The organism is Flagellimonas crocea, from assembly GCF_033441595.1.
GTDB lineage: Bacteria > Bacteroidota > Bacteroidia > Flavobacteriales > Flavobacteriaceae > Flagellimonas > Flagellimonas crocea.
Genome location: NZ_JAUZVX010000001.1, coordinates 250,557 through 276,360, shown reverse-complemented (window position 1 = coordinate 276,360; position 25,804 = coordinate 250,557). Strand labels below are relative to the sequence as shown.

28 protein-coding genes and 1 tRNA gene are annotated in these 25,804 nt (G+C 42.1%); 15 read left to right on the top strand and 14 right to left on the bottom strand.

Annotation, left to right across the window (positions count from 1 at the left end; translation table 11 throughout):
• Positions 1 to 72 precede the first annotated feature (72 nt).
• The gene (locus tag SD449_RS01295) at positions 73 to 2,604 is read left to right on the top strand and encodes a PIG-L family deacetylase (RefSeq protein WP_318308209.1); all 2,532 of its coding nucleotides are present in this window, start codon (positions 73 to 75) and stop codon (positions 2,602 to 2,604) included.
• A gap of 111 nt (positions 2,605 to 2,715) precedes the next feature.
• Positions 2,716 to 4,428: a sodium:solute symporter gene (locus SD449_RS01290; protein ID WP_318308207.1), complete on the top strand. Its 1,713-nt coding sequence runs from the start codon at positions 2,716 to 2,718 to the stop codon at positions 4,426 to 4,428.
• Positions 4,429 to 4,476: 48 nt separating this feature from the next.
• Here SD449_RS01290 and SD449_RS01285 read toward each other — a convergent pair whose 3' ends face one another.
• Positions 4,477 to 5,331 carry a DUF2911 domain-containing protein gene (locus SD449_RS01285; protein ID WP_318308205.1) on the bottom strand — a complete coding sequence of 285 codons (855 nt, stop codon included), beginning with the start codon at positions 5,329 to 5,331 and terminating at the stop codon, positions 4,477 to 4,479.
• Between the two features lie 175 nt (positions 5,332 to 5,506).
• Between SD449_RS01285 and SD449_RS01280 the strand changes: the two genes are divergently transcribed.
• The 5 genes from SD449_RS01280 (at position 5,507) to SD449_RS01260 (ending at position 10,616) form a co-directional block, all read left to right on the top strand.
• Entirely contained in the window at positions 5,507 to 6,004 is a 498-nt protein-coding gene (locus SD449_RS01280; protein WP_318308203.1) for an SRPBCC family protein, read from the top strand.
• 1 nt (position 6,005) lies between these two features.
• On the top strand, positions 6,006 to 6,701 hold the full coding sequence (locus tag SD449_RS01275) for an SDR family NAD(P)-dependent oxidoreductase (protein WP_318308201.1): 696 nt from the start codon (positions 6,006 to 6,008) through the stop codon (positions 6,699 to 6,701).
• Complete coding sequence (locus tag SD449_RS01270) at positions 6,698 to 8,011, top strand: cryptochrome/photolyase family protein (RefSeq protein WP_318308200.1); 1,314 nt, start codon at positions 6,698 to 6,700, stop codon at positions 8,009 to 8,011. The genes SD449_RS01275 and SD449_RS01270 overlap by 4 nt, the downstream gene beginning before the upstream one ends.
• 98 nt (positions 8,012 to 8,109) lie before the next feature.
• Positions 8,110 to 9,537: an amidohydrolase gene (locus SD449_RS01265; protein WP_318308199.1), complete on the top strand. Its 1,428-nt coding sequence runs from the start codon at positions 8,110 to 8,112 to the stop codon at positions 9,535 to 9,537.
• 74 nt (positions 9,538 to 9,611) lie between these two features.
• Positions 9,612 to 10,616 (top strand): pirin family protein, encoded by a 1,005-nt coding sequence (locus tag SD449_RS01260; RefSeq protein ID WP_318308197.1) that lies wholly within the window; start codon positions 9,612 to 9,614, stop codon positions 10,614 to 10,616.
• Positions 10,617 to 10,627: 11 nt separating this feature from the next.
• Here SD449_RS01260 and murA read toward each other — a convergent pair whose 3' ends face one another.
• The 3 genes from murA to SD449_RS01245 all read right to left on the bottom strand — a co-directional run bounded on the left by murA (position 10,628) and on the right by SD449_RS01245 (position 12,968).
• On the bottom strand, positions 10,628 to 11,935 hold the full coding sequence (murA, locus tag SD449_RS01255) for a UDP-N-acetylglucosamine 1-carboxyvinyltransferase (RefSeq protein WP_318308196.1): 1,308 nt from the start codon (positions 11,933 to 11,935) through the stop codon (positions 10,628 to 10,630).
• A gap of 15 nt (positions 11,936 to 11,950) precedes the next feature.
• Positions 11,951 to 12,598, bottom strand: a complete 648-nt coding sequence (locus SD449_RS01250) for a DUF4290 domain-containing protein (RefSeq protein WP_318308195.1) — start codon at positions 12,596 to 12,598, stop codon at positions 11,951 to 11,953.
• Positions 12,599 to 12,680: 82 nt separating this feature from the next.
• A complete protein-coding gene (locus SD449_RS01245; RefSeq protein ID WP_318308194.1) occupies positions 12,681 to 12,968 on the bottom strand; it encodes a DUF493 family protein in 288 nt (95 codons plus the stop codon).
• Between the two features lie 87 nt (positions 12,969 to 13,055).
• Here SD449_RS01245 and SD449_RS01240 point away from each other — a divergent pair, with 87 nt between their 5' ends.
• The 5 genes from SD449_RS01240 to SD449_RS01220 all read left to right on the top strand — a co-directional run bounded on the left by SD449_RS01240 (position 13,056) and on the right by SD449_RS01220 (position 17,585).
• Positions 13,056 to 13,616 carry an ATP-binding protein gene (locus SD449_RS01240; protein WP_318308193.1) on the top strand — a complete coding sequence of 187 codons (561 nt, stop codon included), beginning with the start codon at positions 13,056 to 13,058 and terminating at the stop codon, positions 13,614 to 13,616.
• Positions 13,617 to 13,618: 2 nt separating this feature from the next.
• Positions 13,619 to 15,511: a RecQ family ATP-dependent DNA helicase gene (locus tag SD449_RS01235; RefSeq protein ID WP_318308192.1), complete on the top strand. Its 1,893-nt coding sequence runs from the start codon at positions 13,619 to 13,621 to the stop codon at positions 15,509 to 15,511.
• Positions 15,492 to 16,454, top strand: coding sequence for a methionyl-tRNA formyltransferase (fmt, locus tag SD449_RS01230; protein WP_318308191.1), 963 nt, complete (start codon positions 15,492 to 15,494; stop codon positions 16,452 to 16,454). Before SD449_RS01235 ends, fmt begins: the two co-directional genes overlap by 20 nt.
• 176 nt (positions 16,455 to 16,630) lie before the next feature.
• Entirely contained in the window at positions 16,631 to 16,903 is a 273-nt protein-coding gene (locus SD449_RS01225; RefSeq protein WP_127140702.1) for an HU family DNA-binding protein, read from the top strand.
• 121 nt (positions 16,904 to 17,024) lie between these two features.
• Complete coding sequence (locus SD449_RS01220; RefSeq protein ID WP_318309177.1) at positions 17,025 to 17,585, top strand: YqgE/AlgH family protein; 561 nt, start codon at positions 17,025 to 17,027, stop codon at positions 17,583 to 17,585.
• Here the strand turns inward: SD449_RS01220 and SD449_RS01215 are convergent.
• Positions 17,582 to 18,427 carry an aminotransferase class IV gene (locus SD449_RS01215; protein WP_318308190.1) on the bottom strand — a complete coding sequence of 282 codons (846 nt, stop codon included), beginning with the start codon at positions 18,425 to 18,427 and terminating at the stop codon, positions 17,582 to 17,584. The genes SD449_RS01220 and SD449_RS01215 overlap by 4 nt on opposite strands.
• A gap of 53 nt (positions 18,428 to 18,480) precedes the next feature.
• On the bottom strand, positions 18,481 to 18,864 hold the full coding sequence (locus SD449_RS01210) for an START-like domain-containing protein (RefSeq protein WP_318309176.1): 384 nt from the start codon (positions 18,862 to 18,864) through the stop codon (positions 18,481 to 18,483).
• A 209-nt stretch (positions 18,865 to 19,073) separates the two neighbouring features.
• Between SD449_RS01210 and SD449_RS01205 the strand changes: the two genes are divergently transcribed.
• Positions 19,074 to 19,147, top strand: a tRNA-Met gene (locus SD449_RS01205).
• A gap of 86 nt (positions 19,148 to 19,233) precedes the next feature.
• Here SD449_RS01205 and SD449_RS01200 read toward each other — a convergent pair.
• From SD449_RS01200 to SD449_RS01165, 8 genes are read right to left on the bottom strand one after another with little or no spacing between them, the layout of a single operon-like run.
• Complete coding sequence (locus SD449_RS01200; protein WP_318308189.1) at positions 19,234 to 19,479, bottom strand: hypothetical protein; 246 nt, start codon at positions 19,477 to 19,479, stop codon at positions 19,234 to 19,236.
• A 2-nt stretch (positions 19,480 to 19,481) separates the two neighbouring features.
• A complete protein-coding gene (locus tag SD449_RS01195) occupies positions 19,482 to 19,808 on the bottom strand; it encodes a hypothetical protein (protein ID WP_116183675.1) in 327 nt (108 codons plus the stop codon).
• Positions 19,809 to 19,813: 5 nt separating this feature from the next.
• Entirely contained in the window at positions 19,814 to 20,467 is a 654-nt protein-coding gene (locus tag SD449_RS01190) for a hypothetical protein (RefSeq protein ID WP_116183676.1), read from the bottom strand.
• 37 nt (positions 20,468 to 20,504) lie between these two features.
• Positions 20,505 to 21,284 carry a PRTRC system ThiF family protein gene (locus SD449_RS01185; protein ID WP_116183677.1) on the bottom strand — a complete coding sequence of 260 codons (780 nt, stop codon included), beginning with the start codon at positions 21,282 to 21,284 and terminating at the stop codon, positions 20,505 to 20,507.
• Positions 21,274 to 21,981, bottom strand: coding sequence for a hypothetical protein (locus SD449_RS01180; RefSeq protein ID WP_116183678.1), 708 nt, complete (start codon positions 21,979 to 21,981; stop codon positions 21,274 to 21,276). Before SD449_RS01180 ends, SD449_RS01185 begins: the two co-directional genes overlap by 11 nt.
• A 2-nt stretch (positions 21,982 to 21,983) precedes the next feature.
• The gene (locus tag SD449_RS01175) at positions 21,984 to 23,027 is read right to left on the bottom strand and encodes a hypothetical protein (RefSeq protein WP_318308188.1); all 1,044 of its coding nucleotides are present in this window, start codon (positions 23,025 to 23,027) and stop codon (positions 21,984 to 21,986) included.
• A 36-nt stretch (positions 23,028 to 23,063) separates the two neighbouring features.
• On the bottom strand, positions 23,064 to 23,285 hold the full coding sequence (locus tag SD449_RS01170; protein WP_116183680.1) for a PRTRC system protein C: 222 nt from the start codon (positions 23,283 to 23,285) through the stop codon (positions 23,064 to 23,066).
• Entirely contained in the window at positions 23,282 to 23,770 is a 489-nt protein-coding gene (locus SD449_RS01165) for a PRTRC system protein E (protein ID WP_116183681.1), read from the bottom strand. The genes SD449_RS01170 and SD449_RS01165 overlap by 4 nt, the downstream gene beginning before the upstream one ends.
• Positions 23,771 to 24,085: 315 nt before the next feature.
• On the opposite strand from SD449_RS01165, the gene SD449_RS01160 reads away from it, so the two are divergent.
• On the top strand, positions 24,086 to 24,970 hold the full coding sequence (locus SD449_RS01160) for a DUF488 domain-containing protein (protein WP_116183682.1): 885 nt from the start codon (positions 24,086 to 24,088) through the stop codon (positions 24,968 to 24,970).
• A gap of 4 nt (positions 24,971 to 24,974) precedes the next feature.
• Positions 24,975 to 25,796 (top strand): hypothetical protein, encoded by an 822-nt coding sequence (locus tag SD449_RS01155; protein ID WP_067030397.1) that lies wholly within the window; start codon positions 24,975 to 24,977, stop codon positions 25,794 to 25,796.
• Positions 25,797 to 25,804: the final 8 nt, after the last annotated feature.

The window sequence follows — 25,804 nt, the reverse complement described above, 5'->3', positions numbered from 1 at the left end:
AAACTCTTCTAAATCATCTCATAACTGTAACGCGATATGGCTATATTTGAATTAACCACTAAACGACCAACTATGAAGCAAATATGGTTACTCCTTGCCGTTACCACATTACTTTTTACAAAATCCTTTGCCCAAAAACCAGACAAGCTTACCTCTGCGGAACTGTTCCACGAAATCCAAAAACTGAATTTTTTGGGAACGGCACTTTATGTGGCCGCACATCCTGATGACGAAAATACAAGCCTGATCTCCTACATGGCCAACCATGAAAAGGCAAGAACAGTTTATCTTTCCATGACCCGTGGGGATGGTGGGCAAAACCTGATTGGTCCCGAACTTAGGGAACTCTTGGGCGTATTGAGAACCCAAGAACTCTTGGCCGCCAGACATATGGATGGCGGGGAACAGCGCTTTACCCGTGCCAATGACTTTGGCTTTTCCAAACACCCGAACGAAACTCTAAAAATATGGGACAAGGACAAAGTGTTGTCCGATGTGGTTTGGGCCATACGTAACATCAAGCCCGATGTGGTCATCAACCGTTTTGATCATAGAACACCCGGTTCCACGCACGGTCATCATACCTCTTCCGCTATTCTGAGCATGGAAGCCTTTGATCTTGCCAACGACCCAAACGTATATTCCAATCAGTTGCAATGGACCACGCCATGGCAGCCAAAGCGAATTTTTTATAACACATCTTGGTGGCAATACGGAAGCCAGGAAGCATTTGAAAAAGTTGACAAATCAGGTATGGTCCAGCTCGATGTCGGCACCTACTATCCCGAACTTGGCCTATCCAATAACGAGATTGCGGCCATGGCGCGCAGTCAGCACCTCTGCCAAGGATTTGGAAGGTTGACCGATAGGGGCTCTTCCAACGAATTTATTGAGCTATTGAAAGGTGAAATGCCAAAAGAGAACAATGTTTTCGAGGGTATCAATACCACTTGGTCCCGTGTTGAGGGAGGTGAGGCCGTTGGTGATATTTTGTACAAGGTTGAAGAGAATTTTGATTTCCAAAACCCTTCAAAACATATTCCAGAGCTTGTAAAGGCCTATCAATTATTGCAAGATGTGGAGGACGAGCATTGGAAAACACTGAAATCCGAAGAACTGAAAAACATCATTTTGGCGGCAGCAGGGCTATATTTGGAGGCCAGCTCCAAAAGTTCCTCCGCCACACCGGGCAGCAAAGCCACCATCAATATAGAAACCATAAACCGTACCGCTCCAAGCATCACTTTAAAGGAAATCGAAATTATTGGTGCCGATGCAAAATTGTCGCCCAATAAAATATTGGGAGACAACCAAAGGGAAAATTTCGAGATAAGTTTTACCGTTCCGGAAAGCACCTCGTACACCAGTCCTTATTGGTTGAACGAACCTGGTACTTTGGGAACTTATACCGTAAAAGATCAAAGTCTGATCGGAAAACCAGAAACCCCAAGTGCTTTTAAAGCCGTTTTTACATTGGTGATCAATGGTGTTTCAATTCCATTTGAAAAATCGGTGGTTCACCGATATTCGAAACCTGATAAAGGAGAATTGTACGAGCCCTTTGCCATTTTGCCGGAAGTGACATCAAAAATTGATGAAAAAGTATTGATTTTTGCCAATTCAGATACCAAAGAGGTTCAAGTAAAAGTAAGAGCCGGTAAAAACGATGTGTCCGGTAGTGTTGCATTGAACCATCCATCAGGCTGGGTTGTTTCACCTTCAACGATTCCATTTTCAATTGCCCAAAAAGGGGAAGAAATATCCTTGATCTTCAATGTTACCCCTCCCAATAAGGAAAGTGAAGGAAAAATAGAGCCAAAAGTTACCGTCAATAATAAAGTGTTCGATAAAGAACTCGTGGAAATCAATTACGATCATATTCCCAAACAATCGGTTTTATTGCCTTCGGAGGCCAAAGTGGTACGTATGGACATTAAAAAGTCCGGCGAACATATTGCATACATTATGGGAGCTGGCGACAATGTGCCGGAAAGCCTGGAACAAATTGGATACCAAGTACATCTTGTTGATCCAAACGACATCCAAGAAGGTGATCTGGATAGATATGATGCCGTGGTCGTTGGAATTAGGGCCTATAATGTAGTGGATGCCTTAAAATTCAAACAGCCGATTTTGTTCGACTATGTAAACAAAGGAGGAACCATGATCGTGCAGTACAATACTGCCGGTAGATGGTCCCGCCAATTTGAAAATATTGCGCCTTACGATGTCACGCTATCAAGCGATAGGGTCACCGATGAGAATGCGAAGGTAAAAATCGTGGCACCTAACAATTCCTTGGTGAACTTTCCGAACACCATCACGGAAAAGGATTTTGACGGATGGGTACAGGAAAGAGGACTATACTTCCCAAGTGAATGGAGCAGCGAGTTTACCCCGGTCCTTTCCATGAAGGATGAAGGCGAATCTGAAAAACAGGGCAGCCTTATTGTAGCACCATATGGAGAAGGTCATTATATTTACACCGGTTTAAGCTTTTTCCGAGAACTTCCTGTAGGAGTTTCAGGAGCATATAAACTGTTTGCCAACATGCTTTCCATTGGCAAGGATGAAGTAAAAAAAGACAGTAATGTCAAAGGATGATATGAATACCAAATTTGAATGGAAAAAGGAATACAGCATTGTAATCCTTTTGAACATTGTCTATATCTTGGTTTTTTACCTCATAATGATTTTAAACAACTAAATTCCTGAATGGCATTACTTGATTGGATTATTCTTGGTAGCACCTTGCTCTTTATCGTTGCTTATGGCGTTTGGAAAACCCGTGGGAACAACAATGTGGACGATTATGTTCGTGGTGGCGATAATGTAAAATGGTGGACCATAGGTCTTTCCGTTATGGCCACTCAGGCCAGTGCCATTACCTTTTTATCCACACCGGGCCAAGCTTTTCATGATGGGATGGGATTTGTGCAGTTCTATTTTGGGTTGCCATTGGCCATGATCGTTATATGTCTGATTTTTATCCCGATCTACAAAAAGCTAAAAGTCTTCACTGCATATGAAATGCTCGAAGGTAGGTTCGACCTTAAGACACGGACCCTAACGGCACTTTTGTTCTTGGTCCAGCGAGGTCTGGCGGCAGGAATCACCATTTTTGCACCATCCATAATCCTATCGGCGGTACTTGGGTGGGACTTGAGGACATTGAACGTCATTATTGGAATACTCGTGATCATCTATACCGTATCAGGGGGAACCAAAGCGGTGAGTGTTACGCAAAAGCAGCAAATGTTCATCATAATGTTGGGAATGTTCTTCGCATTTTTCTTTATCATGGGAGCACTTCCCACGGATATCTCTTTTGATAAGGCCCTTAAAATTGCAGGAGCCAACAACAAGCTCGATATTTTGGACTTTAGCTTGGACACGAACAACAGATATACCTTTTGGAGCGGTATTACCGGTGGATTTTTCTTGGCATTGGCCTATTTTGGGACCGACCAAAGTCAAGTTCAGCGATACCTATCCGGAAAATCCGTTCGAGAAAGTCAATTGGCATTGGTATTTAACGGAATCTTTAAAATCCCGATGCAATTCTTCATCCTATTGGTCGGAGCCATGGTCTTTGTTTTTTACCAATACAATTCTTCTCCGTTGAACTTCAACCCTGCAGCTACGGAAGCTGTTATGCAGTCGGAATACGCCAATGATTATCGATCCTTGGAAGAGGACCACAAACAATTGGAAAAAGAAAAAAGAATGGCCCAACATTCTTTCTCCGCGGCCTTGGAATTAAAGGAGTACAATGCCATTGAACAGGCCAAACAGGACATCATCAAAATCAACGAGAAAGAAAACGCCAGTAGGGAGACCGCCAAGAATTTGATCGAGATGGCGGACAGCACCGTTGAAACAAATGACAAGGATTATGTATTCATACATTTTATATTGAACAATTTGCCCATGGGACTGATCGGGCTGCTGTTGGCGGTTATCCTATCGGCCGCTATGTCCTCCACGGCCTCCGAATTGAATGCACTGGGCACCATAACCGCTTTGGACCTATATAAGCGGAATACAAAAAAAGAGCATGATCAGAAACATTACTTAAAGGCTACAAAGGCTTTCACTCTTCTTTGGGGAATTGTGGCGATACTTATTGCCAACGTAGCCAACCTGTTTGACAACCTTATCCAATTGGTGAATATCATCGGATCTATATTTTATGGGAACGTTTTGGGCATATTCCTCTTGGCCTTCTTCTTTAAATTTGTAAAGGGCAATGCTGTTTTTGTGGCGGCTATTATCACCCAAATTATTGTAATCATCGGCTATAATCTGGATTGGATGTCCTATTTATGGCTAAACGCCTTTGGTTGCGTATTGGTCATTGTAGTGGCAAGTATCACCCAATTGTTCGATAATTTTTTGGGAAACTCGGGATTTGAGTTAGAGGAATAAAAAAACCCACCGAATAGTGGGTTTTCCATAAAATCAAAAATATATTTTTTACATGTTTTCCCACTCTTCGAGGGATTCCTTGTTCATTTTAACGTAGTCTTGGTTACCAGCAGCTTCAGCAGCGGCCAAAGATTTTTTTGCGGCCTTTATAGCTCCTTTTTTATCCCCAAGTTTTGCATAGATCAAGGATTGGGTACGCATCATCCAATACGCACTGCCATCGCCCATTGCAACAGCTTTGTCCACCCATTCCTTGGCTTGTTCCATATTCACGCCCTCAGAAAAATAATACGAACCGGCTGCAAAGTAATCATTGGCTTTTAGGTCCTCCTTGTTGGCCATGGTCTCTTGAATGCTCTTCATCGCCTTATCTACAGTAGGAACGGTGAAATCAACACCAACATAGGTATTCTCCCACATAATGCCCAAGGTAGCACCGTTGTTGTGCAAATCATCAATAGTGATGGTGAACGATTCGATTGGCACAGGAATTTCCATCGTCTCCACTTTTACGGTAGCGGCTACTTTGGAAGCATCCCATTCCTGTGGTGTTCCCCAGTTATCGGTCGTCATGTAAAAATAAACTTCCCAAACCGCTTCATTGGGGCGGGTGTAAACTGCGTAAGAACCGGCTTTTAGTTCCTTACCTTCAACGGTCACGTCATCGCTAAATGAAATAATCGTGTTCTGGTTGGCACCAGTTCTCCAGATAGCACCGTAAGGCACCAAATCTCCGAAAATAGTCCTTCCTTTCATCGCAGGACGTGAATACTTCACGGTAACGTCCGTCAATCCCACCTTTTGCTCCAATGTAGAAAAAGGGCTAGGCGCTGGTGTCTGTATCTGTGCGTTCAAAGAAAAGCCCATGGATACGACAAATAATAAGAGTGTAAGTTTTTTCATAGTTGTTGTATAAATTAAATGTTCAGCTGAGCAAAATTAAGGTAAAGCGTTGCTCTATTTGTTAAATAAACCTTAAAACAAAAGTAGGGAATAAATAGCTCTGATTTAATTTTTGTTTAACTATTTATAATTTTAATTAAACATTTTACTATTATCTTTGTGTAAATTCTAATGGATGCAACTCTATCAACTAACATCAAAGCAGGTTTTTCCTATAAGTAAAAAGGAAGCTTGGGACTTTTTATCCAACCCCAAAAACCTTGCTGTAATCACCCCGGAGCATATGGGTTTCCATATCTTGGGAGGGGCGGAAAAGGCCATGTTCCCAGGTCAGGTAATTCAATATATTGTTAAGCCCTTTCCTTTTGTTTCCACCAAATGGGTAACAGAAATAACCCATGTAAGAGATGGTGAATATTTTGTGGACGAACAGCGTTTTGGCCCCTATGCCCTTTGGCACCACAAACACTTTTTAAAAGAGGTTCCCGAAGGTGTGGAGATGGAGGATATTATCGACTACAAATTGCCCTTTGGTTTTTTGGGACAGCTTGTTCACCCCATCTTGGTGAAAAAACAATTGCAAAAGATTTTTGAGTTTCGGGAAAACAAGCTCGCCGAGCTTTTCGGCCAAGTAGAAGGAAAAGAAAACTTTTTAAGCATAAGAAAAATATAGCATGAAAAAGAATATATTATTGATTGGCGGTTCCTATGGAATTGGATTGGAACTGGCCAAAAAACTTTCTAAGGACAACAACGTTTTTATAGCTAGCCGTAGAGATGAACAACTATCGGATATTGATGCCACCCATATAAAATTTGATGCCTTGACGGATGACATATCCGAGAAGGAAATACCGGAAAAACTGGATGGCTTTGTATATTGTCCCGGAAGCATCAACCTGAAGCCTTTCAAAACTATGGGCATGGATACCATTCAAAAGGATATGGAAATCAATTTTATTGCTTTGGCCAAAACCGTAAAATCCATCATCAACAGCATGAACGATGGCTCCAGCATGGTTTTTTTCAGTACGGTTGCCGTGGGAACGGGAATGCCCTTCCACACCAGCGTATCTGCCGCAAAGGGAGCTATCGAGGGCTTCGCCCGTGCCTTGGCAGCGGAATATGCACCCAAAGTGAGAGTCAACGTGATAGCCCCTTCCCTAGTGGATACCCCTCTCTCCGAACGATTGTTGAACAATGACAAGAAAAAAGAGATGATGTCCGAAAGACATCCCATGAAAAGGGTCGGCAGTGCGAAAGATATCGCCAATATGGCCGCATTTTTACTGGATTCCAACAATTCGTGGATTACGGGCCAAGTTATCGGGGTAGATGGCGGAATGTCCAGCCTAAACGTGAGTTCATGAAAGATAAGGTCATAATTTTTTGGTTCAGGCGTGATTTACGGTTGGACGATAATGTTGGTTTTTATCAAGCGCTTCAAAACGACCTGCCCGTACTTCCCATATTCATTTTTGATTCTGAAATCATTGAAAATCTACCCAAAAATGATGCTAGGATAACCTTTATACATGAACGGCTTCAAAAAATAAGCAATCAACTCAGTGGAAATTACGGTAGTGGAATTGCACAATTCCATGGAAATCCCAAAGCCATATTCAAAAAATTAATGGACGAGCATACTATCGATGCCGTTTACACCAATCACGATTACGAACCATACGCAAAAGAACGGGACGCGCAGGTAAAAAAATTGCTGGAAGAAAAGGATATCCAGTTCAATACATTCAAAGATCAGGTGATATTTGAGAAGGACGAGGTGGTAAAGGACGATGGCGACCCCTACGTAGTCTACACACCGTTTATGCGCAAATGGAAGGAAAACTTCAATCCATCCGTTGATTTAGTGGATTATGATACGCTTCCAAAATTGGAGAAGAATCTTTTTAAAGATAAATCCTTGCCCCAGCTTTCTCTTGGGGACATCGGATTTGAGGAGTCATCCATAAAGGTCCCCGATTTTACGGTTACTTCGGACTTGATTCAAAAATATGAGGACACCCGGGACTACCCCGCCAAAGAAAATGGAACTTCCCGACTGGGTCCACATTTGCGATTTGGAACCGTTTCCATTCGAAAAATGGTGAAAAAGGCCATAGATGAAAAAAACGAGACTTTTTGGAACGAATTGATTTGGCGTGAATTCTTTATGCAGATCCTCTGGCACTTTCCGCATACGGTGAACGAAGCGTTCCGTTCCAAATATGACAGGATCGAATGGCGCAATAATGAAGAAGAGTTCGAAAAGTGGAAAACTGGAAAAACAGGATACCCATTGGTAGATGCCGGAATGCGCCAACTCAACGAAACAGGCTACATGCACAACAGGTTACGAATGCTTGTGGCCAGCTTTTTATGCAAACATCTTTTAATCGATTGGCGCTGGGGCGAAGCCTATTTTGCAGAAAAACTATTGGACTATGAAATGGCCAGCAATGTGGGCAACTGGCAATGGGCCGCAGGCAGTGGTGTGGATGCCGCTCCATACTTTAGGATATTCAACCCGACCACACAGATAAAGAAATTTGACAAGGACAAAAAATACATCAATAAGTGGGTTCCCGATCTTCAGGAAATGAATTATCCAGACCCGATAGTAGATCATAAAAAGGCCCGTGAACGATGTTTAAAAACGTACAAAAAAGCGGTCAGTTGAAGCTTTTTCTTTAATTTTAGGTGCTATTGATGCCATTTTCTTTGTTTGTTGCGGAGCAAAATGAAATCAATGGTCTTAACTAACTCAAAACCTTTAAAATGAAGAAACTTTCAACCTTACTCCTTTTGGGATTGTTATCCTTAAACCTTTCCGCCCAAAAGATGACCAAGGACAAAAAAGCCGTCGTAGCTTCGGTAGAAAAGCACAAAGAAAACCTTATCAAGATCAGTGATTCCATCTGGGCACTGGCAGAGACCGCCTTCGAGGAATCCGTCTCTTCTAAATTACTGGCAGATTACGCCGAGAAAAACGGAATGACGGTGACAAGGGGCGTGGCAAATATACCAACGGCATTTGTCGCCACCTACGGTTCCGGAAAACCTGTAATCAGTGTATTGGGCGAGTTTGATGCGCTTCCCGGACTATCCCAAAATACGGTTCCTACCAAGGATCCACGGTTCGAGGGAGAGCCCGGCCACGGATGCGGTCACAACATGTTCGGTGCCGCCAGTTTGGGAGCGGCCATCGCTATAAAAGAGCAAATTGAAGCCGGAAACATTAAAGGAACGGTAAAATTCTTCGGAACCCCGGCTGAAGAAAAATTCTTCGGGAAAGTTTGGATGGTAGAAGCTGGACTTTGGGACGATGTGGATGTAAACGTCAGCTGGCATCCATCAGCAGAAATTGAAGCCGATGTACAGAGTGGTTTGGCTTTAGTGGACTTTATGGTAGAGTTTTATGGTCAGGCAGCGCACGCATCCGCCGATCCTTGGAACGGTCGCAGTGCTTCGGATGCTTTGGAACTGTACACTACGGGAATCAATTACTACAGGGAGCATATCAAACCAACATCCAGAATCCATTACCATATTCAGGACGGTGGTCAAGTTGTGAACGTGGTTCCGGACTATGCCCGATTGTGGGTCAGGGTCCGTGACCCAAAAAGAGATGTGATGCTACCCACATTTGAACGAGTGAAAGCAATGGCCGAAGGTGCTGCCATTATGGCAAATGTTGAATATAAATATTCCTTGATTTCAGGGATTTACGAGACTTTGGTCAACCGCGAAGGTGGTAAGATCATGCAGAACAATCTGGAGCTTTTGGGCCCGATTACCTATACCGAGGAAGAGATTACCTATGGTAAGGCCATTCAGGAAGCAACAGGGAAACCACAAGTGGGCATGGATGGTGAAGTACATCCGTTGGAAGAAACACAGGAACTTCCTGGTGGCGGCTCCACAGACGTTGGTGATGTAAGCTGGAACGTACCAAACATTAACCTTGGTGTTACCGTTGCACCGAAAGATACGCCATGGCACTCCTGGGCCGTTGTTGCCTGTGGCGGAATGAGTATCGGGCATAAAGGAATGATCTATGCTTCCAAGGCCATGGGAATGACTATGCTGGACCTTTTTGACGACCCTAAATTGGTAGAAAAAGTAAAAGAAGAATATAAAACCAGAAAAGGTGATGTAAAATATGAGGCCATAATCGATGGCCCACCACCTATTCCAGGCAAATAATCTATTAACGACATATTTATTGAAAAGCCTGCCAACGCAGGCTTTTTGAACTTTAAAACAATAAAAATTGTATCATGAAAAATCCTGTTATACAAACCTTTCCGTTAAGCTCTCCGTGGCAAACCCTTGACCCATTTCTGTTCAGTGTGTACCATTTGGACCATTTTCCAGAAGGCAATGGCGAAATGGGGCCGGATGAATCCTTGCTCAAGGGAAGAAACTTGGGAAGTGATTTTGATCCAAGCAAAAAATGGCGCATGTACCACGGGCAGACCATCCCAGGATTTCCATCGCACCCCCACTGCGGTTTTGAGACCATAACCATTGTCAACAAAGGATTTTGTGACCATTCCGATTCACTGGGGGCTGCTGGCAGATTTGGTAAAGGTGATGTGCAATGGATGACCGCGGGAAGAGGCGTGCAGCACTCCGAAATGTTTCCATTGCTAAAGGATGATGAGGAAAATACCCTGGAACTTTTTCAAATCTGGCTGAATTTGCCCAAAGCTGGAAAGTTCGTGGACCCTCACTTTAAAATGTTGTGGGACGAAGATATTCCTATGGTGGAAGAAAAAAATGCCACCATCAAGGTGGTTGCAGGAAATTATAAAGATGTGGTCCCAGTTGCTCCAGCTCCTGACTCTTGGGCCGCCATTCCTGAAAATGAAGTGGCTGTTTGGAACATTCATGTGGATGCGGAATCGGAATATACATTGCCAAAGGCAAGTTCTTCCGAAGTAAACCGTGTATTATATTTTTATGATGGTGATGAAATCCGTATTGGGGATAAAAAAATCAATCCAAAGTTCGGAATCGTTTTAGACCCAAACCAAGATGTCGACATCAAAATAGGTTCTGAAACCGCTTCTTTAATGGTTTTGCAAGGAAAACCCATTGATGAACCCGTTGCCAAATACGGTCCTTTTGTGATGAATACCGAGGCAGAGATCCAAAAGGTGATGCAAGAATACCGCCTTACCCAATTTGGTGGATGGCCTTGGCCTTATCCTGACAATGTGCATGATAAGAACAGAGGTCGTTTTGCCCTTTATCCTGATGGAAAATTGGTAGAAAAATAATCTATTTGGATTTAAACCCTCACGATCTTGGCACCGATGGCACGTAGGCGCTCATCAATATTCTCGTATCCCCTATCGATTTGCTCGATATTGTGAATGGTAGAAGTTCCTTTGGCGGACAGAGCCGCAATCAAAAGGGAAACCCCTGCCCTAATATCGGGGGATACCATGGTGGTCGCCTTTAATGTAGATTTAAAATCGTGCCCAATAACTGTGGCACGGTGCGGGTCACAAAGAATGATTTTTGCGCCCATATCAATAAGTTTGTCCACAAAGAAAAGACGGCTCTCGAACATCTTTTGGTGTATGAGCACTTCGCCCTTGGCCTGAGTGGCAACAACCAGTATGATGCTCAGCAAATCCGGTGTAAGTCCGGGCCATGGTGCATCAGCAATGGTAAGTATAGATCCGTCGATAAAATTCTGGATTTTATATCCATCCTTGTGTTTGGGGATATGAATGTCATCGCCCTTCCGCTCGACGGTAATTCCCAACTTCCGAAATACTGTGGGTATCTGCCCCAAATCATCCCAGCTTACCTTCTTGATGGTCAGTTCACTTTGTGTCATAGCAGCCAAACCTATCCAACTGCCTATTTCGATCATATCCGGCAACATGGTATGCTCGGTGCCTCCCAACGACTCTACCCCTTCTATGTTCAAAAGATTTGAACCTATTCCGGTAATCTTGGCGCCCATTCGGTTCAACATTTTGCACAGTTGCTGCAAATAGGGCTCACATGCAGCATTGTAGATGGTGGTGGTGCCTTCTGCAAGCACAGCGGCCATTACAATATTTGCTGTTCCGGTAACCGATGCTTCGTCCAAAAGCATGTAGGTACCTTTAAGCTTTTTGGCCTCAACGCCATAAAAATGTTCTTCTTTATTGTACCGGAATTTTGCACCGAGTTTAATAAAACCTTCAAAATGGGTGTCCAATCGTCTTCTTCCAATTTTGTCCCCTCCCGGTTTTGGGATATATCCTTTTCCAAACCTTGCCAAAAGTGGGCCCACCAACATAATAGATCCTCGAAGGCCTCGGCCATCTTCCTTGAATTTGTCGGATTGTAGATAATCCAAATTGACATCATCGGCTTTAAAGGTGTAAGAACCCTTACCTTTCTTTTGGATTTTTACTCCCAAATCCTCTAAAAGGGAAATCAATTTATTGACATCGACAATGTCCGGTATGTTGTTAATGGTAATTTTTTCCTCTGAAAGCAATACGGCGCAAAGAATCTGCAGTGCTTCGTTCTTTGCTCCCTGTGGAGTGATTTCACCGTGCAGTTGGTGTCCACCCTCTATTCGAAATGTACCCATGTATTCCTTTGGAATTTAATATCGTTTTTTACGACCTCTTTGTCCTTTTTTTCCTCGGTTGTTATTGTTGTTGGACCTACTCGGTCTGTTCTTAAGGAACTGTCCGCTTTCTGTCAGGCTTTCATCGGTCTTGGCCAAATCTATCTGACCATCACTTAGTTCTTTTAAGTGATTGAATATTACCGTATCCTCTACCGTATCCTTGTTCCAGACCAAATAGCATTTTTTCATGTGGTTGGCTATGGCGTACTCCAGACCAGACCTCATATCCCCTTCTTCCCAGTTTACGGCCACATCGATCATACGTTTGATGTTGTTGCCATAAAAACGGTATTTTGGATGGTTTTGCGGATAATCCAACGGTTCTGGACGTTGTTGCAACACCTCTTTTGAGGTTATCGGGAACGGGGAGTCCACATCCAATTTAAAATCGGCCATTATGAAGAGTTGATCCCATAACTTGTGTTGAAAATCCGGAACATCCCTTAAATGGGGCTGCAAGTTACCCATAACGCTAATGATGGATTTTGCCACCTTGTTGCGTTCATCGCGGTCTTCTATTGCAACGGCATGGTCCACCATTTTTTGAAAATGCCTGCCATACTCGGGAATAAAAAGTTTTGGGCGCTCTGTATTGTATTCTAAGTTGTATACGTCGTTCAAAGTAATGTGTTTAGAGATTTGATGTTTGGAAAGTATATCCGATAACGACTGCAAATTAATAAAATTATGCCAAACAGCGCCATTAAAGAGAAATAACACCTTCCACCACGGAAACTTCCTTGTATTTACGGATAACCTCGTCCGGGTTCTCCAAGTTTACCGTCACGGAAATACTCGTATATGTTCCCTTTTTTGATTTTTTGGACTCTATTACGGCTCCAGTATTGTCAAAAATCTTTTGTATTTGGGCAATTCGAGCTTCATCGGTAGGCACTATAAATTTATAGAGATAGTCGGACGGCCAATTGGTGTTCTCCAAAAGTTTCTCCTTTAGTCTAGCATAAAATTCTTCGGTATCATTTTTATCCATGCCCATTTTTCTACAAATATATGGCTTACGCAACAATTTTTTTTCCTTGGCGCTATTTCATTACTTTGTACCATCAATTTAAGGTCTTTGGGCAAACATAAAGTTGTTATTACAGGAGCACCCGGAACAGGGAAAACATCCATTGTAAACGGATTGGAGAGCAAGGGTTACCATTGTTTTCATGAAATTATCCGAGATATGACCTCCAAGGCAATAGAACAGGGCCAATCTGAGGAATTTATTTCCAATCCATTGGTTTTTGTGGATGACGCCATGCAGTTCAACAAGGATTTGCTTCATGGCAGGATGGCACATTATCGGGAATCCTTGACAACCAATGCGGCAATCAGTTTTTTTGACCGTGGAATTCCGGATGTTTTGGCCTACATGGATTTTTTTGGACAACCCTACAACGAGTATTTTATCGAACATTGCCAAAAACATCGATACGACGCTGTTTTTATTGTTCCCCCGTGGAAAGAAATTTATGTTTCCGATAATGAAAGATTGGAAAGCTTCGAGGAGGCAGAGCATATCCACCATTCCTTGATGAAAACATACACACAATTTGGCTATAACCCCATCGAAGTGCCAAAAGACGCAGTCCTGAACCGGATTGATTTTATTTTGGAAACACTCAAAAAATAACAGTGCATAAGGACACCATACGGATTTTAAAGGACTTTTGGGGTTATGATGATTTCAGGGGATCCCAAAAAGATATTATCGATACCGTTCTTGCGGGAAAAGATGTTCTGGCCCTGATGCCCACGGGTGGCGGCAAATCCCTTTGCTATCAAGTTCCATCTTTGGCCATGGAAGGTATATGTATTGTGGTCTCACCTTTGGTGGCCTTGATACAGGATCAGGTGGCACAGTTAAAAAAGAGAGGTATCAAAGCAGTAGCACTCACCGGTGGTATTCGCAAGCAAGAAGTGAGCGATCTGTTGGACAATTGTATGTTCGGAAACTATAAGTTTTTGTACCTGTCCCCGGAGCGGTTGCAACAGCCCATAGTTCAAGAGCGTATCCAGCAAATGAACGTAAATCTTGTTGCTATTGACGAGGCTCATTGTATTTCGCAATGGGGCAACGATTTTAGGCCCGCTTATCTTGGCTGTTCCATTTTAAGGGAATTGGTGCCAGAGACTCCCATGATAGCATTGACCGCCACGGCAACCATAAGGGTGATGGATGATATCCTGACGAACCTGAAGCTGGAACAGGTCAAGGTTTTCAAGGATTCCTTCGCTAGGTCCAATATCCAGTTTAGGGTAAAACGATCGGAGGACAAACGGTACCAACTCAAAAAATATCTGGACAAAATTCCCGGAAGTGCAATTGTGTACGTCCGTTCCAGAAAAATGTCCATTTCCCTCACCAATTTTTTGATTCAAAACGGAATTTCCGCTTCCTACTATCATGGAGGGATTCCCAAATCCGAAAAGGAGGAAAAGCTTAACCTTTGGCTGAATGGGAAGGTAAGGGCCATGGTCGCTACCAACGCTTTTGGCATGGGGGTGGACAAACCGGATGTACGACTAGTGGTGCACTACCAAATTCCCGATAGTTTGGAAAGTTATTTTCAAGAAGCGGGACGGGCCGGACGGGACGGAAAACCTTCCACTGCCATCCTGCTTGCCTCAAACGATGACGGTGATAAGGCAAAACAACAGTTTTTGTCCACCTTGCCCGATGTTGCTTTCGTCAAACAGGTATATTCCAAACTCAATAACTATTTTCAAATATCCTACGGGGAACTGGTATCGGAACCATTGGCCTTCAAATTCAATGAGTTTTGCAAGCGCTACGAGTTTAACCCGAACATGACCTTTAATGCAATTCGCATTTTGGACCAAAATTCAGTTTTGGCACTGGCCGAAAACTTCAAGGAAAAGACGACCCTTCAGTTTGTGGCCTCAAAATCGGAAATATTCAATTATCTGGATAAAAATAGGAAAACCGCACCTATCATCCAGACCATATTGCGGACCTATGGCGGCATCACGGAATACGAGACCAAAATCAACCTGTACATGCTTTCCAAAAAAACGGGTACGGGCGAAGAACGGTTGAAACATCTGCTCCAACAACTTGCAGACGATAACATTGCAGTGTACCACAATAACACATCTGACCTGGAAATCACTTTATTGGTGCCCCGGGAGGATGGCCACACCATCAACCTTTTTGCCAAAAAAATAAAAGAGTTCAACCAAGTGAAACAGAACAATATGGCGGCAATGTTAGGTTATGTTTCCAATAAAAAGGTGTGTCGCAATACATATCTACTGAATTATTTTGGGGAAAAGGCTCAGGAAAAGTGTGGCTCTTGCGATATTTGCACAAAAAATAAACAGGACGCATCACCCTATATTCTGGAGAAGAGGGTATTGGAGCTTTTGGAAATCCGTCCGCATACCTCCCGTCAATTGGAAAAGGCCATTGGAGCCAATGAAAAAGAACTTCTAAAAACACTGGAAGGGCTTTTGGAAGATGAAAGGGTGGCAATAAATTTTAAAAATGAGTACATCAAAAAATAAATCCTTGAGCATTGTATTTATGGGAACCCCCGATTTTGCCGTGGGCACCCTAAAACAACTTTTAAATGCCGATTTTAACGTAGTCGGGGTCATTACCGCTCCCGACAGGCCTGCAGGCCGAGGCCGTAAGGTCCAGGAATCTGCCGTAAAACAATTTGCGGTAAAACATAACTTAAAGGTATTGCAGCCTACCAATTTAAAAGATGAAGGTTTTTTGGCCGAACTCAAAAACCTAAACGGCAATTTGCAAGTAGTGGTCGCTTTTAGGATGCTGCCCAAAGCAGTTTGGCAAATGCCGGAACACGGCACTTTTAACCTTCATGCTTCCCTCCTGCCCCAATATCGCGGAGCTGCACCTATCAACTGGGCCATAATCAATGGAGAAACCAAAACGGGCGTGACCACTTTTTTTATTGATGAAAAAATCGATACAGGTAGCATCTTACTCCAAAAAGAAGAAAAAATACGACCTGATGACAGTGCCGGAACCTTACACGACAGATTGATGGAACTCGGAGCCAATTTGGTGGTGGAGACTTGTAAACAGATATCTTCGGGAGAGGTTACGCGACAGATGCAGGATGAAAGTCCGAACCTCAAGGCAGCGCCAAAAATCCACAAGGAAACCTGTCAGATCGATTGGAACGCGCCCATGCAGCACATTTACAACCACATTAGGGGCCTAAGTCCCTATCCCGGTGCGTGGACAAACTTTATAAATGGTGGAGATTCGGACCAAATGAAAATTTTTAGAACTGCCATGGAACCCGCCGAGCATAATTTTGCTCTGGGAAAACTGCTAATGGATAAAAAATCGTTGAAAGTGGCCGTAAAAAACGGGTATATTTCCCTTTTGGAATTGCAGTTGCCGGGGAAGCGAAGAATGGAGGCAAAAGAAGTTTTGAACGGATTAAATCTTGAAAATGATGCCCATCTTCTCTAAGGCCTTACTATGAGTGGGCTGCAAAAAGATGTCATTTTTTTCCGACTTTATCAACAAACGTTTCAAGTTATCAACAAAAAACCCTATTTCCCTTGGTTTTACTTGCGTTACTGGAGAATCCATATAAATTTGTTTAGCATTAAAATTATATTAACAACAATTAATTTAATTCCATTATGAACAAAACAGAATTAATCGATGCTATGGCAGCTGATGCTGGCATCACTAAGGCAGCAGCAAAAAAAGCATTGGAATCTTTCTTGGGAAATGTAGAAGGAACGCTTAAAAAGGGAGATAGAGTTTCTCTAGTAGGTTTTGGTTCTTGGTCAGTTTCCAAAAGAAGCGCGAGAGAAGGTAGAAATCCACAAACTGGAGCTACTATCAAGATTGCTGCTAAGAACGTTGTAAAGTTCAAAGCAGGTGCTGAATTGAGCAGCGCAGTAAATTAATCAATAATGTAGTAATATATGAAAGCACCTCTTTTTGGGGTGCTTTTTTAGTTTAAAGTGGTTTTTGTTTTTTGTATATGTTAATTATTATGTTAAATTTAAATACAAGAATACTATGAAAATGGTAAGTCAAAAACCAAAAAAAGGAAATTTACTCGTTGCCGAACCTTCACTTACCGGTGACGTTTCATTCAACAGGTCCGTGGTACTTATTGCCGAGCACAACAATGAAGGCTCGGTGGGCTTTATCCTGAACAAACCTCTGGACTATACCATTTGCGATCTTGTTTCGGACATTACCATACCTTTTCAGGTGTTCAATGGTGGACCAGTGGAGCAGGACAATCTTTATTTTATACACAAGGTACCCGAACTTATAGAGAACAGTATCGAAATATCGGATGGAATTTTTTGGGGCGGAAATTTTGAAATGACCGTGGAACTCATTAACAACGGAACCATCACGGAACAGGATATCCGTTTCTTTTTGGGTTATTCGGGATGGGGAATCAGCCAATTGGACCAAGAACTTTCCTCAAAATCCTGGGTAGTGCTTCCCAATGAATATGAAAGCAGTATTCTGGAAAAATCCTCTATCGCTTTTTGGAAAGAAAAAATGATGGAACTCGGGGGCGATTACCTGTTATGGTCGAATGCCCCGGAAAACCCATCGCTCAACTAAGCGATCCTCGCCTTTGCATTTAGTTTGCCCACCAAGCTCTTTGCCACCTTGTTTCCAAATTCTTTTTTTCGGTATTTACTAATGGGCCGTATGCCCGAAATGGCATTGGTGATGAACAGTTCGTCCACCTTTTGGAGCTCGAACGGAGAAATGGACTCTTCGACCAAATCAAGATCTTCTGAACCGGCAATGATTTTCATGAGGTTTTTCCGTATCACACCATCCAAACAACCATCGCTCAATGGCGGGGTCTTCACCTGATTGCCCGTCACTAAAAAAAGGTTTCCATTAATGGCCTCCACTACTTTTTTATCGGTATTCACCAACAAACAGTTGGCGTAGCCATTCTCTTGGGCATAAACACTGGCGACCACGTTCAGCACTTTGTTCGTGGTCTTCAGGTTGGAAAGCATGTCCTTGTTGACATAGTAATCCTTGAAAAGTTCCACCTCATAGTTTTCCTCTTCAATAATATAAAAAGGGGAATCCATGATGCTTGTCTCGATCACGTAGGAAACATCGTTGGTGCTCGGTGCGTACAACCCGCCCTCTTTTCTATAAACTGTTAGCCGAACGCGCACAGCACCGTTTTGCAACTGATTGGATTCAATGGTTTTTTTGATTTCTTGCTCTAAGAATTCTAAAGTAAATTCCATAGGGATTTCCATGCGCAAAATGCGCATCGAAGCCATTAATCTAAAATAATGGTCTTCCCAAAAAAAGAGGGTACCGTTTACAAAACGAACCGTTTCAAAGAGGGCATCCCCGTATTTGAAAGCTCTGTTTTGATGGGTGAAAATCGCTTTATCCTCCGCTAAAAGTTCTCCGTTACAATTGACCATAAAAAAGTCCCGATTAAAATCGGGACCAAATATACGGTTTACCTGAGAAATGGCTAGGTGGAACCAAGAACCTGTTTAAGATCCGAAACTTGGTTTTCCCAAAGCATTTTAGCTTCATCGACCTCGTCTTCCTCCGCAAAATCTGTTATAAAAAGGGATACATCCTTGGTAATTTCATCCACGATGATTCTCATTTCAAAAAAAGAGCCGTCCTGATTCTCCTCCCAGGCCAGTTTCACAAATTCTTCACTTTTACGTTTCAGCATTTTTGCCCTTTCTTCTGAACCATCCCATATAAATGTAAACATTTCCCCACGAGAATTAACATTGTCAGCATACCATTCAGAGAGTCCCGAAGGGGTGGATATATATTGGTAAAGCAACTGAGGTGAAGCCTGTATCACAAACTCCAATTCAAATTTGACCTTATCACTCATTATTGTGTTCTTTAAATCGTTTTTCAACTTTAGTATAGTTTGGGAAGATATAAAAATAAATATCAAATAATAAATTAATCTTGAATTTTGATTCAGCGAAAATTTAAACATATATTTGCACCCGCTTAGCAAAAACACGGCGAGGTAGCTCAGCTGGTTAGAGCGTCGGATTCATAACCCGGAGACAAAATTGAAATATTGTAGTAAATGGCGAGGTAGCTCAGGTGGTTAGAGCGTTGGATTCATAACCCAGAGGTCGGGGGTTCAAGTCCCCCTCTCGCTACTTTTTGATGATAAAAAACCCAAGACGAAAATCTTGGGTTTTTTTGTTCTGTACAACATATGTACAACATTTTTGGTTTTTCCTTATCATTCCACATAGTCTCTAAAAATAGTGTGCCTACCGTGCTTGACCACCAAATTCGGAAGCTGTTTCAAAGGGCTAATTTTTTCGACTATATCCACACGGTAGAATTTGCCATCAATTTTGAATAATTCTTTTTTTCTTGCCCCAAATGCTGCGGATTGAAAAGACCTTTCCTCAAAATAGGTAAACTCCCAATACAGTTTTTCTGGGTCGATTTTTCTAAAAATCGTGATTAAATGTGCATACATGGTCATTGCAATGGTGCTTTTGATTTGCCAGTATTACCCAAAAGCCGAAGCGCAACGGTCTGCAATTTACACGGAAAGAAAGCTTTTTTTGAAAACCCCGTTCTGATAAAACCTATGAAATCCCTATCGGCATATTCTATAACCTTGACATTATAGAATTTATGGTCAGTCGGAAAATCAAGAGGTTTTCCCTTCCATTGCACCAATCGGTACAAGGCTTCCAACTTTTTACCATATAATCCTGTCCTTTCGTTGTGGTAGACGAAATTGTGAATTGTCCCGTAATGCTGTTCTTTGATGTTAGATCTGTTCTTTTTATTTGTTTTCATTTTTGTTATTTAGAGTAAAAATGAATTTGGCCAATTGATTGCCTATATATTAATGGAACTTGTGACCTGATCCATCTTTTCACTTTAATAGCGTGTTTAACGATCTTTTGCCTTAAGTAATGCTCATCATTTGATTTTGCTTCCCCGATCATATCTTCCTTTCCCAAATCCCCATAATAGCCATAACAACTGTCCAAAGTATTTCCACTGGAATCGGCAATGGAGTAACCGAATACATTACCCGTCAAATAATCATCGTACAACCGAACATTGTCCCTAATCATTTCTTCCAATTCCTTGGCAGTTTTATCCCCTGCCCGTAAACCCCATTGCTTCAACGTAGGAATATCTATAAAGGCAAAACCGATTTGGCTGCTATCCCAACAGCAAATAAAAGGGCTAGTCTTAATAGTAATGCCACCGTGGTCGTACATGAAAACTGACAATATGGCCAAGGGGCAATATTCATCTTCAATAGCTTCTCTTATAGCTTCCCAACTCTCAAATTCATTGGTATCAAAATCGGTGTTATTATGCAAATCATATCGTTTGTGGTTTAGACAAAAAAGTACATGCCCATCCCAATCCCTAAGTGGATTTTGGGGAAAATCATCCCGCTCGATTTTGATTTCATATCCTTTATAATGCAACGTTTCCATGTCTGATATTTTTTAGCGTCAATATTTTAATTCTCAATTAGACCAAAATCGAATTGACCTTCCCACTCTCCAAATTCACAAATGCCCCATGCTTTTGAATCTGCTTGTGGTACAATAACCGAAATAGGCAATCGGAAGCATGGGCGACCAGTACATCGTTGATGAAAAGTGATTGCTCGTTCAGCTTATCGGAATAGGCACATCCCGCACCTTGAAGACGGGGAATGTCATGGGCATCCAAATCGGGAAAAAAATCGATGATGTTTTTGAGTTTGTCCACCATTTCAAAATCTTCCCGTTCCATATTTCGTTCTTCCTCGAACAAAGTTCCTAACACGAATTGCCCACTATCCCTACAGTTGCCAATGTCCAGCCAATAGAACATGCTTTGATATTCAGACCCCTTGAAGGGAAATGCAAGCGATTTTGATAACAGCGTTCTAAATCGGGCATTATCGACACAAGTGATGATGATGTTCGCCCGAATATCCTCGCCATCGGGAAGTGCATCCATGGGAATTCCTTCCCATTGCAGACCAAAGGCAATATTTACCTTATTGACGGCATTGACCACTTTATACTCCCCTACATCACTAAGGGCATAGAGTTGTCTGCCAACATTGTTGTTTTCAACCATATCCGAATCATAGGCGATTATGTGCAAACCTGGGTGTCCGATTTGGCGCAGGGCAAAATCCATCCGTGCCAACCGTGCCAGCATCAGGGAACCTGTACCCCCTACCCCGATCAATGCAATGGTTATGGGATGTGTTGGATTGTAAAAGTAGTTGGGAGCGAAATGAATTCTAGTTTTCATATAAATCCTTTAAGGTCAATTTGTTTTTTTTCAGTAGAGCGTCATCAAAGAATGTTTTCCTGAAATTCCGTTTCATTACATCCACAATGTTCCCTTTCGCAATGTTGTTGTGATGGGTAGCCGTAAAAACGGAACGAAAGAATTGCTGCTCGACAAACCCCATGATGTCCTCGTAATAGTCAAAGCCGTCATAATCCATCGAGGCATTGCCCATACATACATTTCCTTGCCTCCCTACGTTCAATAACGGTGCGTGGTACAATGAAACGGTGTCGGTCAATGTATCCTTTCGATGGAGGGCAAAGACTTTAAGGGTGTTCCCTTCAAGCTTGAAGATCAGTTTTGGCAAGGGATAATTTCCCGAAGCGATACCCGTTCGTGTATCGAAATACAGGGTGTGCTGTTTTGGATGGACGTACCATACCAGTTGGAGATTTCCTTTGAAATCAAAATGAATAAGGTTCTTGGGCAACATTCCCTTAAACCTGAACTTTATCAAATCCCCTTCCAAACACCTAAAGAGGTTTCGGGCGGTATCCTTGGTCAGCGGCATCCCTGCCGTAAGCTTTGCCCCTACGATGTTGTGATATGAAAAGTAGTGCCCCCTGTTGTAATAATCTTCTTCTTGGGAATAACCGATAATGGCAAATTTTGGAAGAAAGTGTTCATCGGGCCGTAAATTGGCAATCTGTTCCATGTTCAAAGCAGTCTTAAAAGTTCGTTGAGATCGGTAAGAAATTCTTCCAATCGATTAAGTTTGTAGGTCGACCCTTCCTCAAAGGGCTGTAGGTTACCTTTTTCGACCGTAGTTAGTTCATAGGCAGAAATAATGTCATATTCGTTGGAACATTCGTTGAGCATTTCGATATAGGAACGGGTAAATTCACTGTCCGCATCGTCAACTATCAGGAAAGATTCCCAATGCTCGAACATACTTTCATAGGCATCCCTTGTTCCGATACGGAACGGCACCCGAAAATCAATGGTATCGGCTTTTGATAACAGTTCCTTGATTCCCTTGTGCAGGGGTTTTCGAGGACGGTATTTTAGTAAAAGGAATTTCCAATCCTGTGGTTCGTATTCGTCGAACAGCTTTTGGTAGCGACCAAAGAACCTGACCGAGTTACAATTACCAAAAACACTCCCGTTTTTCCTATGGTAGGCTTCTTCCTCAAATAGATATTCCCAAAGCCAGTCCACCCTATCCTCTCCCGTATGGAAAAGATTGATATAGGGTAGGCTTTTGATAAAGGACATTAGTATATCAAAAAGCATAGGGTTTTTCCATCGAAGGGGCATAACGGGTCGCAACGGAATGCAATAGACCGTGCTACGATTCCCGATATGGTGTTTCAAGACCAAGCGCAGGTCGGCATCTTCCCGTAAAACTTCGATATGGTCAATTCTTGCCCTTTCTTTCAGCCGATTGGCACATCGCAATATCAAATCATCCAAGCTATCGGATGCCGAAAACCGCCAGTCGTCAATATTTCCCGAAAAGTTACGGGTGGCATCCACCATTAAACTGGCAAGTGCCTTTATATCAACCGATGATCCGTCCTCGATTATCGGCTTGGAAAGAATAGGCAGAACGCTCAGGTCAGAAAGGGAAAAACCTTTGGTTGCAAGACTTTCGGTCTTTGCGTTCCGTACCTGTAATGGGATTGTTGAACCGCCTTGAACAATCGGGCGTGGAACTCTTTGAGTTCTTTCGATAAAAGGGGTGTCGGTTTGTGGGTGCATCTTTCGTGATTTAGAAATTCGTCTACGTTCATCGGTCTATCCCTTTGTTCCTGCCAAGGTCTTGAAATGGATTTCATGATGGCCATTGACTATGCCCTTGTCCATGATATTGGCGTTGGTCAGTTCGGCATAGATCTGCGAATAGTGTTCCATCACTTGCTGATGGGTCAATTGGCTATCCAAATCATCCAACTCAATGGCATTGTTGTTGCCGTCTTGGTAGATGTACTTGCGTTCTATCGTTGCGATTTCCATCATTGAAAAAGTTTTGGGGATTCGTATGCTTTCATATCCTTGATGACCTTTTGCGCTTCCTTGTGGTTCGGGTCTATCTTCAAGATTTCGTTGGCAATGTCCGTTGCCTTCTTATGGTCGCTCATGGGGTTAAAGTCCTTCTCTTTTAGAAGTTGCTTTAACTCGGTGACCTTTTTGGTAGTCGATTCTTTTTTCTTCTTGGCCTGTTGGGTCTTTTGTTCGGTTTCCGCCAAGGCTTTTTCAAAAGCAACGGTGTTTCTGAAAAGTGCCTTGGTCTGCTCCAATGGTTTTTGAAGAACTTGAAAGAATTTCTCGTCCACTTCCGTTACGTTTCCCCGTAGGGTAAGCGGTTTTATGGATTGGAGGGCCTTGTCCTTGGCACTCGATTTGGGCAAAACGGACACGCTGACCGAATCCCCATCAAAAGAGACACTTATGCCATATTGTTCTATACCCGTTTGCCGTAATGTTGAAAAGAAGTCTGTCATAGTAACGGTATTTATAGTTCTTAAAAAAATTTAGTTAAAAGCGGGGCTTGGTTTGCACCGTATTAATTTGCCCCGCTCCTTCCTTAACTCTCTTTCAAGATACGCCCATACCCGTGGGAATCCTCGTAAAAACAGGCTAAAATCCACCCTTTTCTTCCTTCTCCCTGTCCACAAAAAAGCGCCCGATAGGGCGCTGGATTCTACATCCGAAATAACAATCAAAACGCTTATTCTACGTTTGCATTCATGTAGTTCTTTTTCATTAAGGAATTACCTTGATATTTCTGTTTGTTTATTAATAAGTAATTTTACATCATGTTTTATCGAAGAAAGTTGGTTTTTGCTTTACTGGAAAAGTTTGAAGATGGATTGGAAAGCACTCGTCTTCAAAAACTTATGTTTTTGTTGACCCAAATGCAGAAAGAACCCAACTATGATTTCGTTCCTTATCGATATGGGTGCTATTCGTATTCTCTGAAGGCGGATTTGGCGGCTATGGTAAAACATGATTGGTTAGTTGAATCAGAGAAAACCTATAGTCTTAATGTAAAGAAGAAATATTATAAAGAACTTACCCCAGTAGATAAGCAACTTGTCAACGAAACTTTCGAGCTTTACGGAAGCATGAAAACGGATGTCATTACAAAACATACATATATCAATTTTCCGTATTATGCCACCAATAGCATTATAGCAGAGAGAATTCTTCCAGAAAAGTTTTTTGAAAGAGTTGTAACTGCACGTCATAATGATGAATCTACAGTTTTATTTACTATTGGGTATGAAGGTATTTCGCTAGAGGAATACTTAAACAGGTTACTAAAAAACAATGTCCATCTTCTTGTAGACGTCAGAAGAAACCCCTTGAGCCAGAAATACGGTTTTAGCAAAAAGTCTTTAAGTAGTTTTTGTAGTCGATTGGGAATTGAGTACATCCATATTCCGGATGTAGGCATTGATTCTAGTAAAAGGCGAGAATTAAATACGCAAGAAGACTATGATTTGCTTTTCGATGAATATAAGGCGACCGTACTAAAAGAGGCCATTGAAAGTCAAAATTTTATACTCAGTTTGTTGGAAAAACACAGGCGTATTGCCCTTACTTGTTTTGAGGCCGATACCTGTCAATGCCATAGAACCCACCTAGCTGAAAATTTGAAGAAGTCTCCTAATTTTAAATACGATTTGAAGCATATTTAAAAAAATGGCGCTTACAAAAGTACTTATCACTGTAAAAACCTACCCTTCCCTTTCGGCGAAATACGGAGAACTTGTGTGTACGGCAGGTTTTCTAGAAGACGGTTCTTGGATAAGACTATATCCTATACCATTTAGGAAGCTAAAAAAGGACGAGAAGTATACAAAATACCAATGGATTGAATTAGATATTGTAAATAACGACAAGGACTTTAGACCTGAAAGTTTTCGACCGGCCACTATTGACACACCGATTACACTTCTGAATACAATTGATACCAAAGGCAATTGGTATAAACGCAAACAAATTGTTCTTGGAAAAGTTTATACGGATATCAAGGCACTTATAGCCGAAGCACACGATAAGGACATCTGCACATCCCTAGCCGTCTTTAAACCTGCTAAGGTAACCGATTTCAAAGTCGAGAAAGTTTCGGCCGAATGGGATAAGAAAAAATTAGATGAACAAAAAGCGCTACAAGAACAAGGGAATTTATTCGAAATGGAAGAAGAACCCTTCGAGGTTGTGGCAAAACTTCCATATAAATTCTCTTATGTAATTGAAGATGAAAACGGGGTGTCAAGTACAATGATGATTGAAGATTGGGAAATTGGAGCACTATTTAGAAACACACTTGCGGCAGCAGAAGGAAATGAAGCGGTTGCCGTTGAGAAAGTCAGGCAGAAATACTTCGACTATTTTGCTTTGAAAAAAGATTTGCATTTGTATTTGGGCACAACCAAGGCATTTCATTATCGTTCTAAAAATCCATTTATGATAATTGGAACTTTCACACCGGGTATTGAAATACAAACTAGCTTATTTTAATTTTTTGA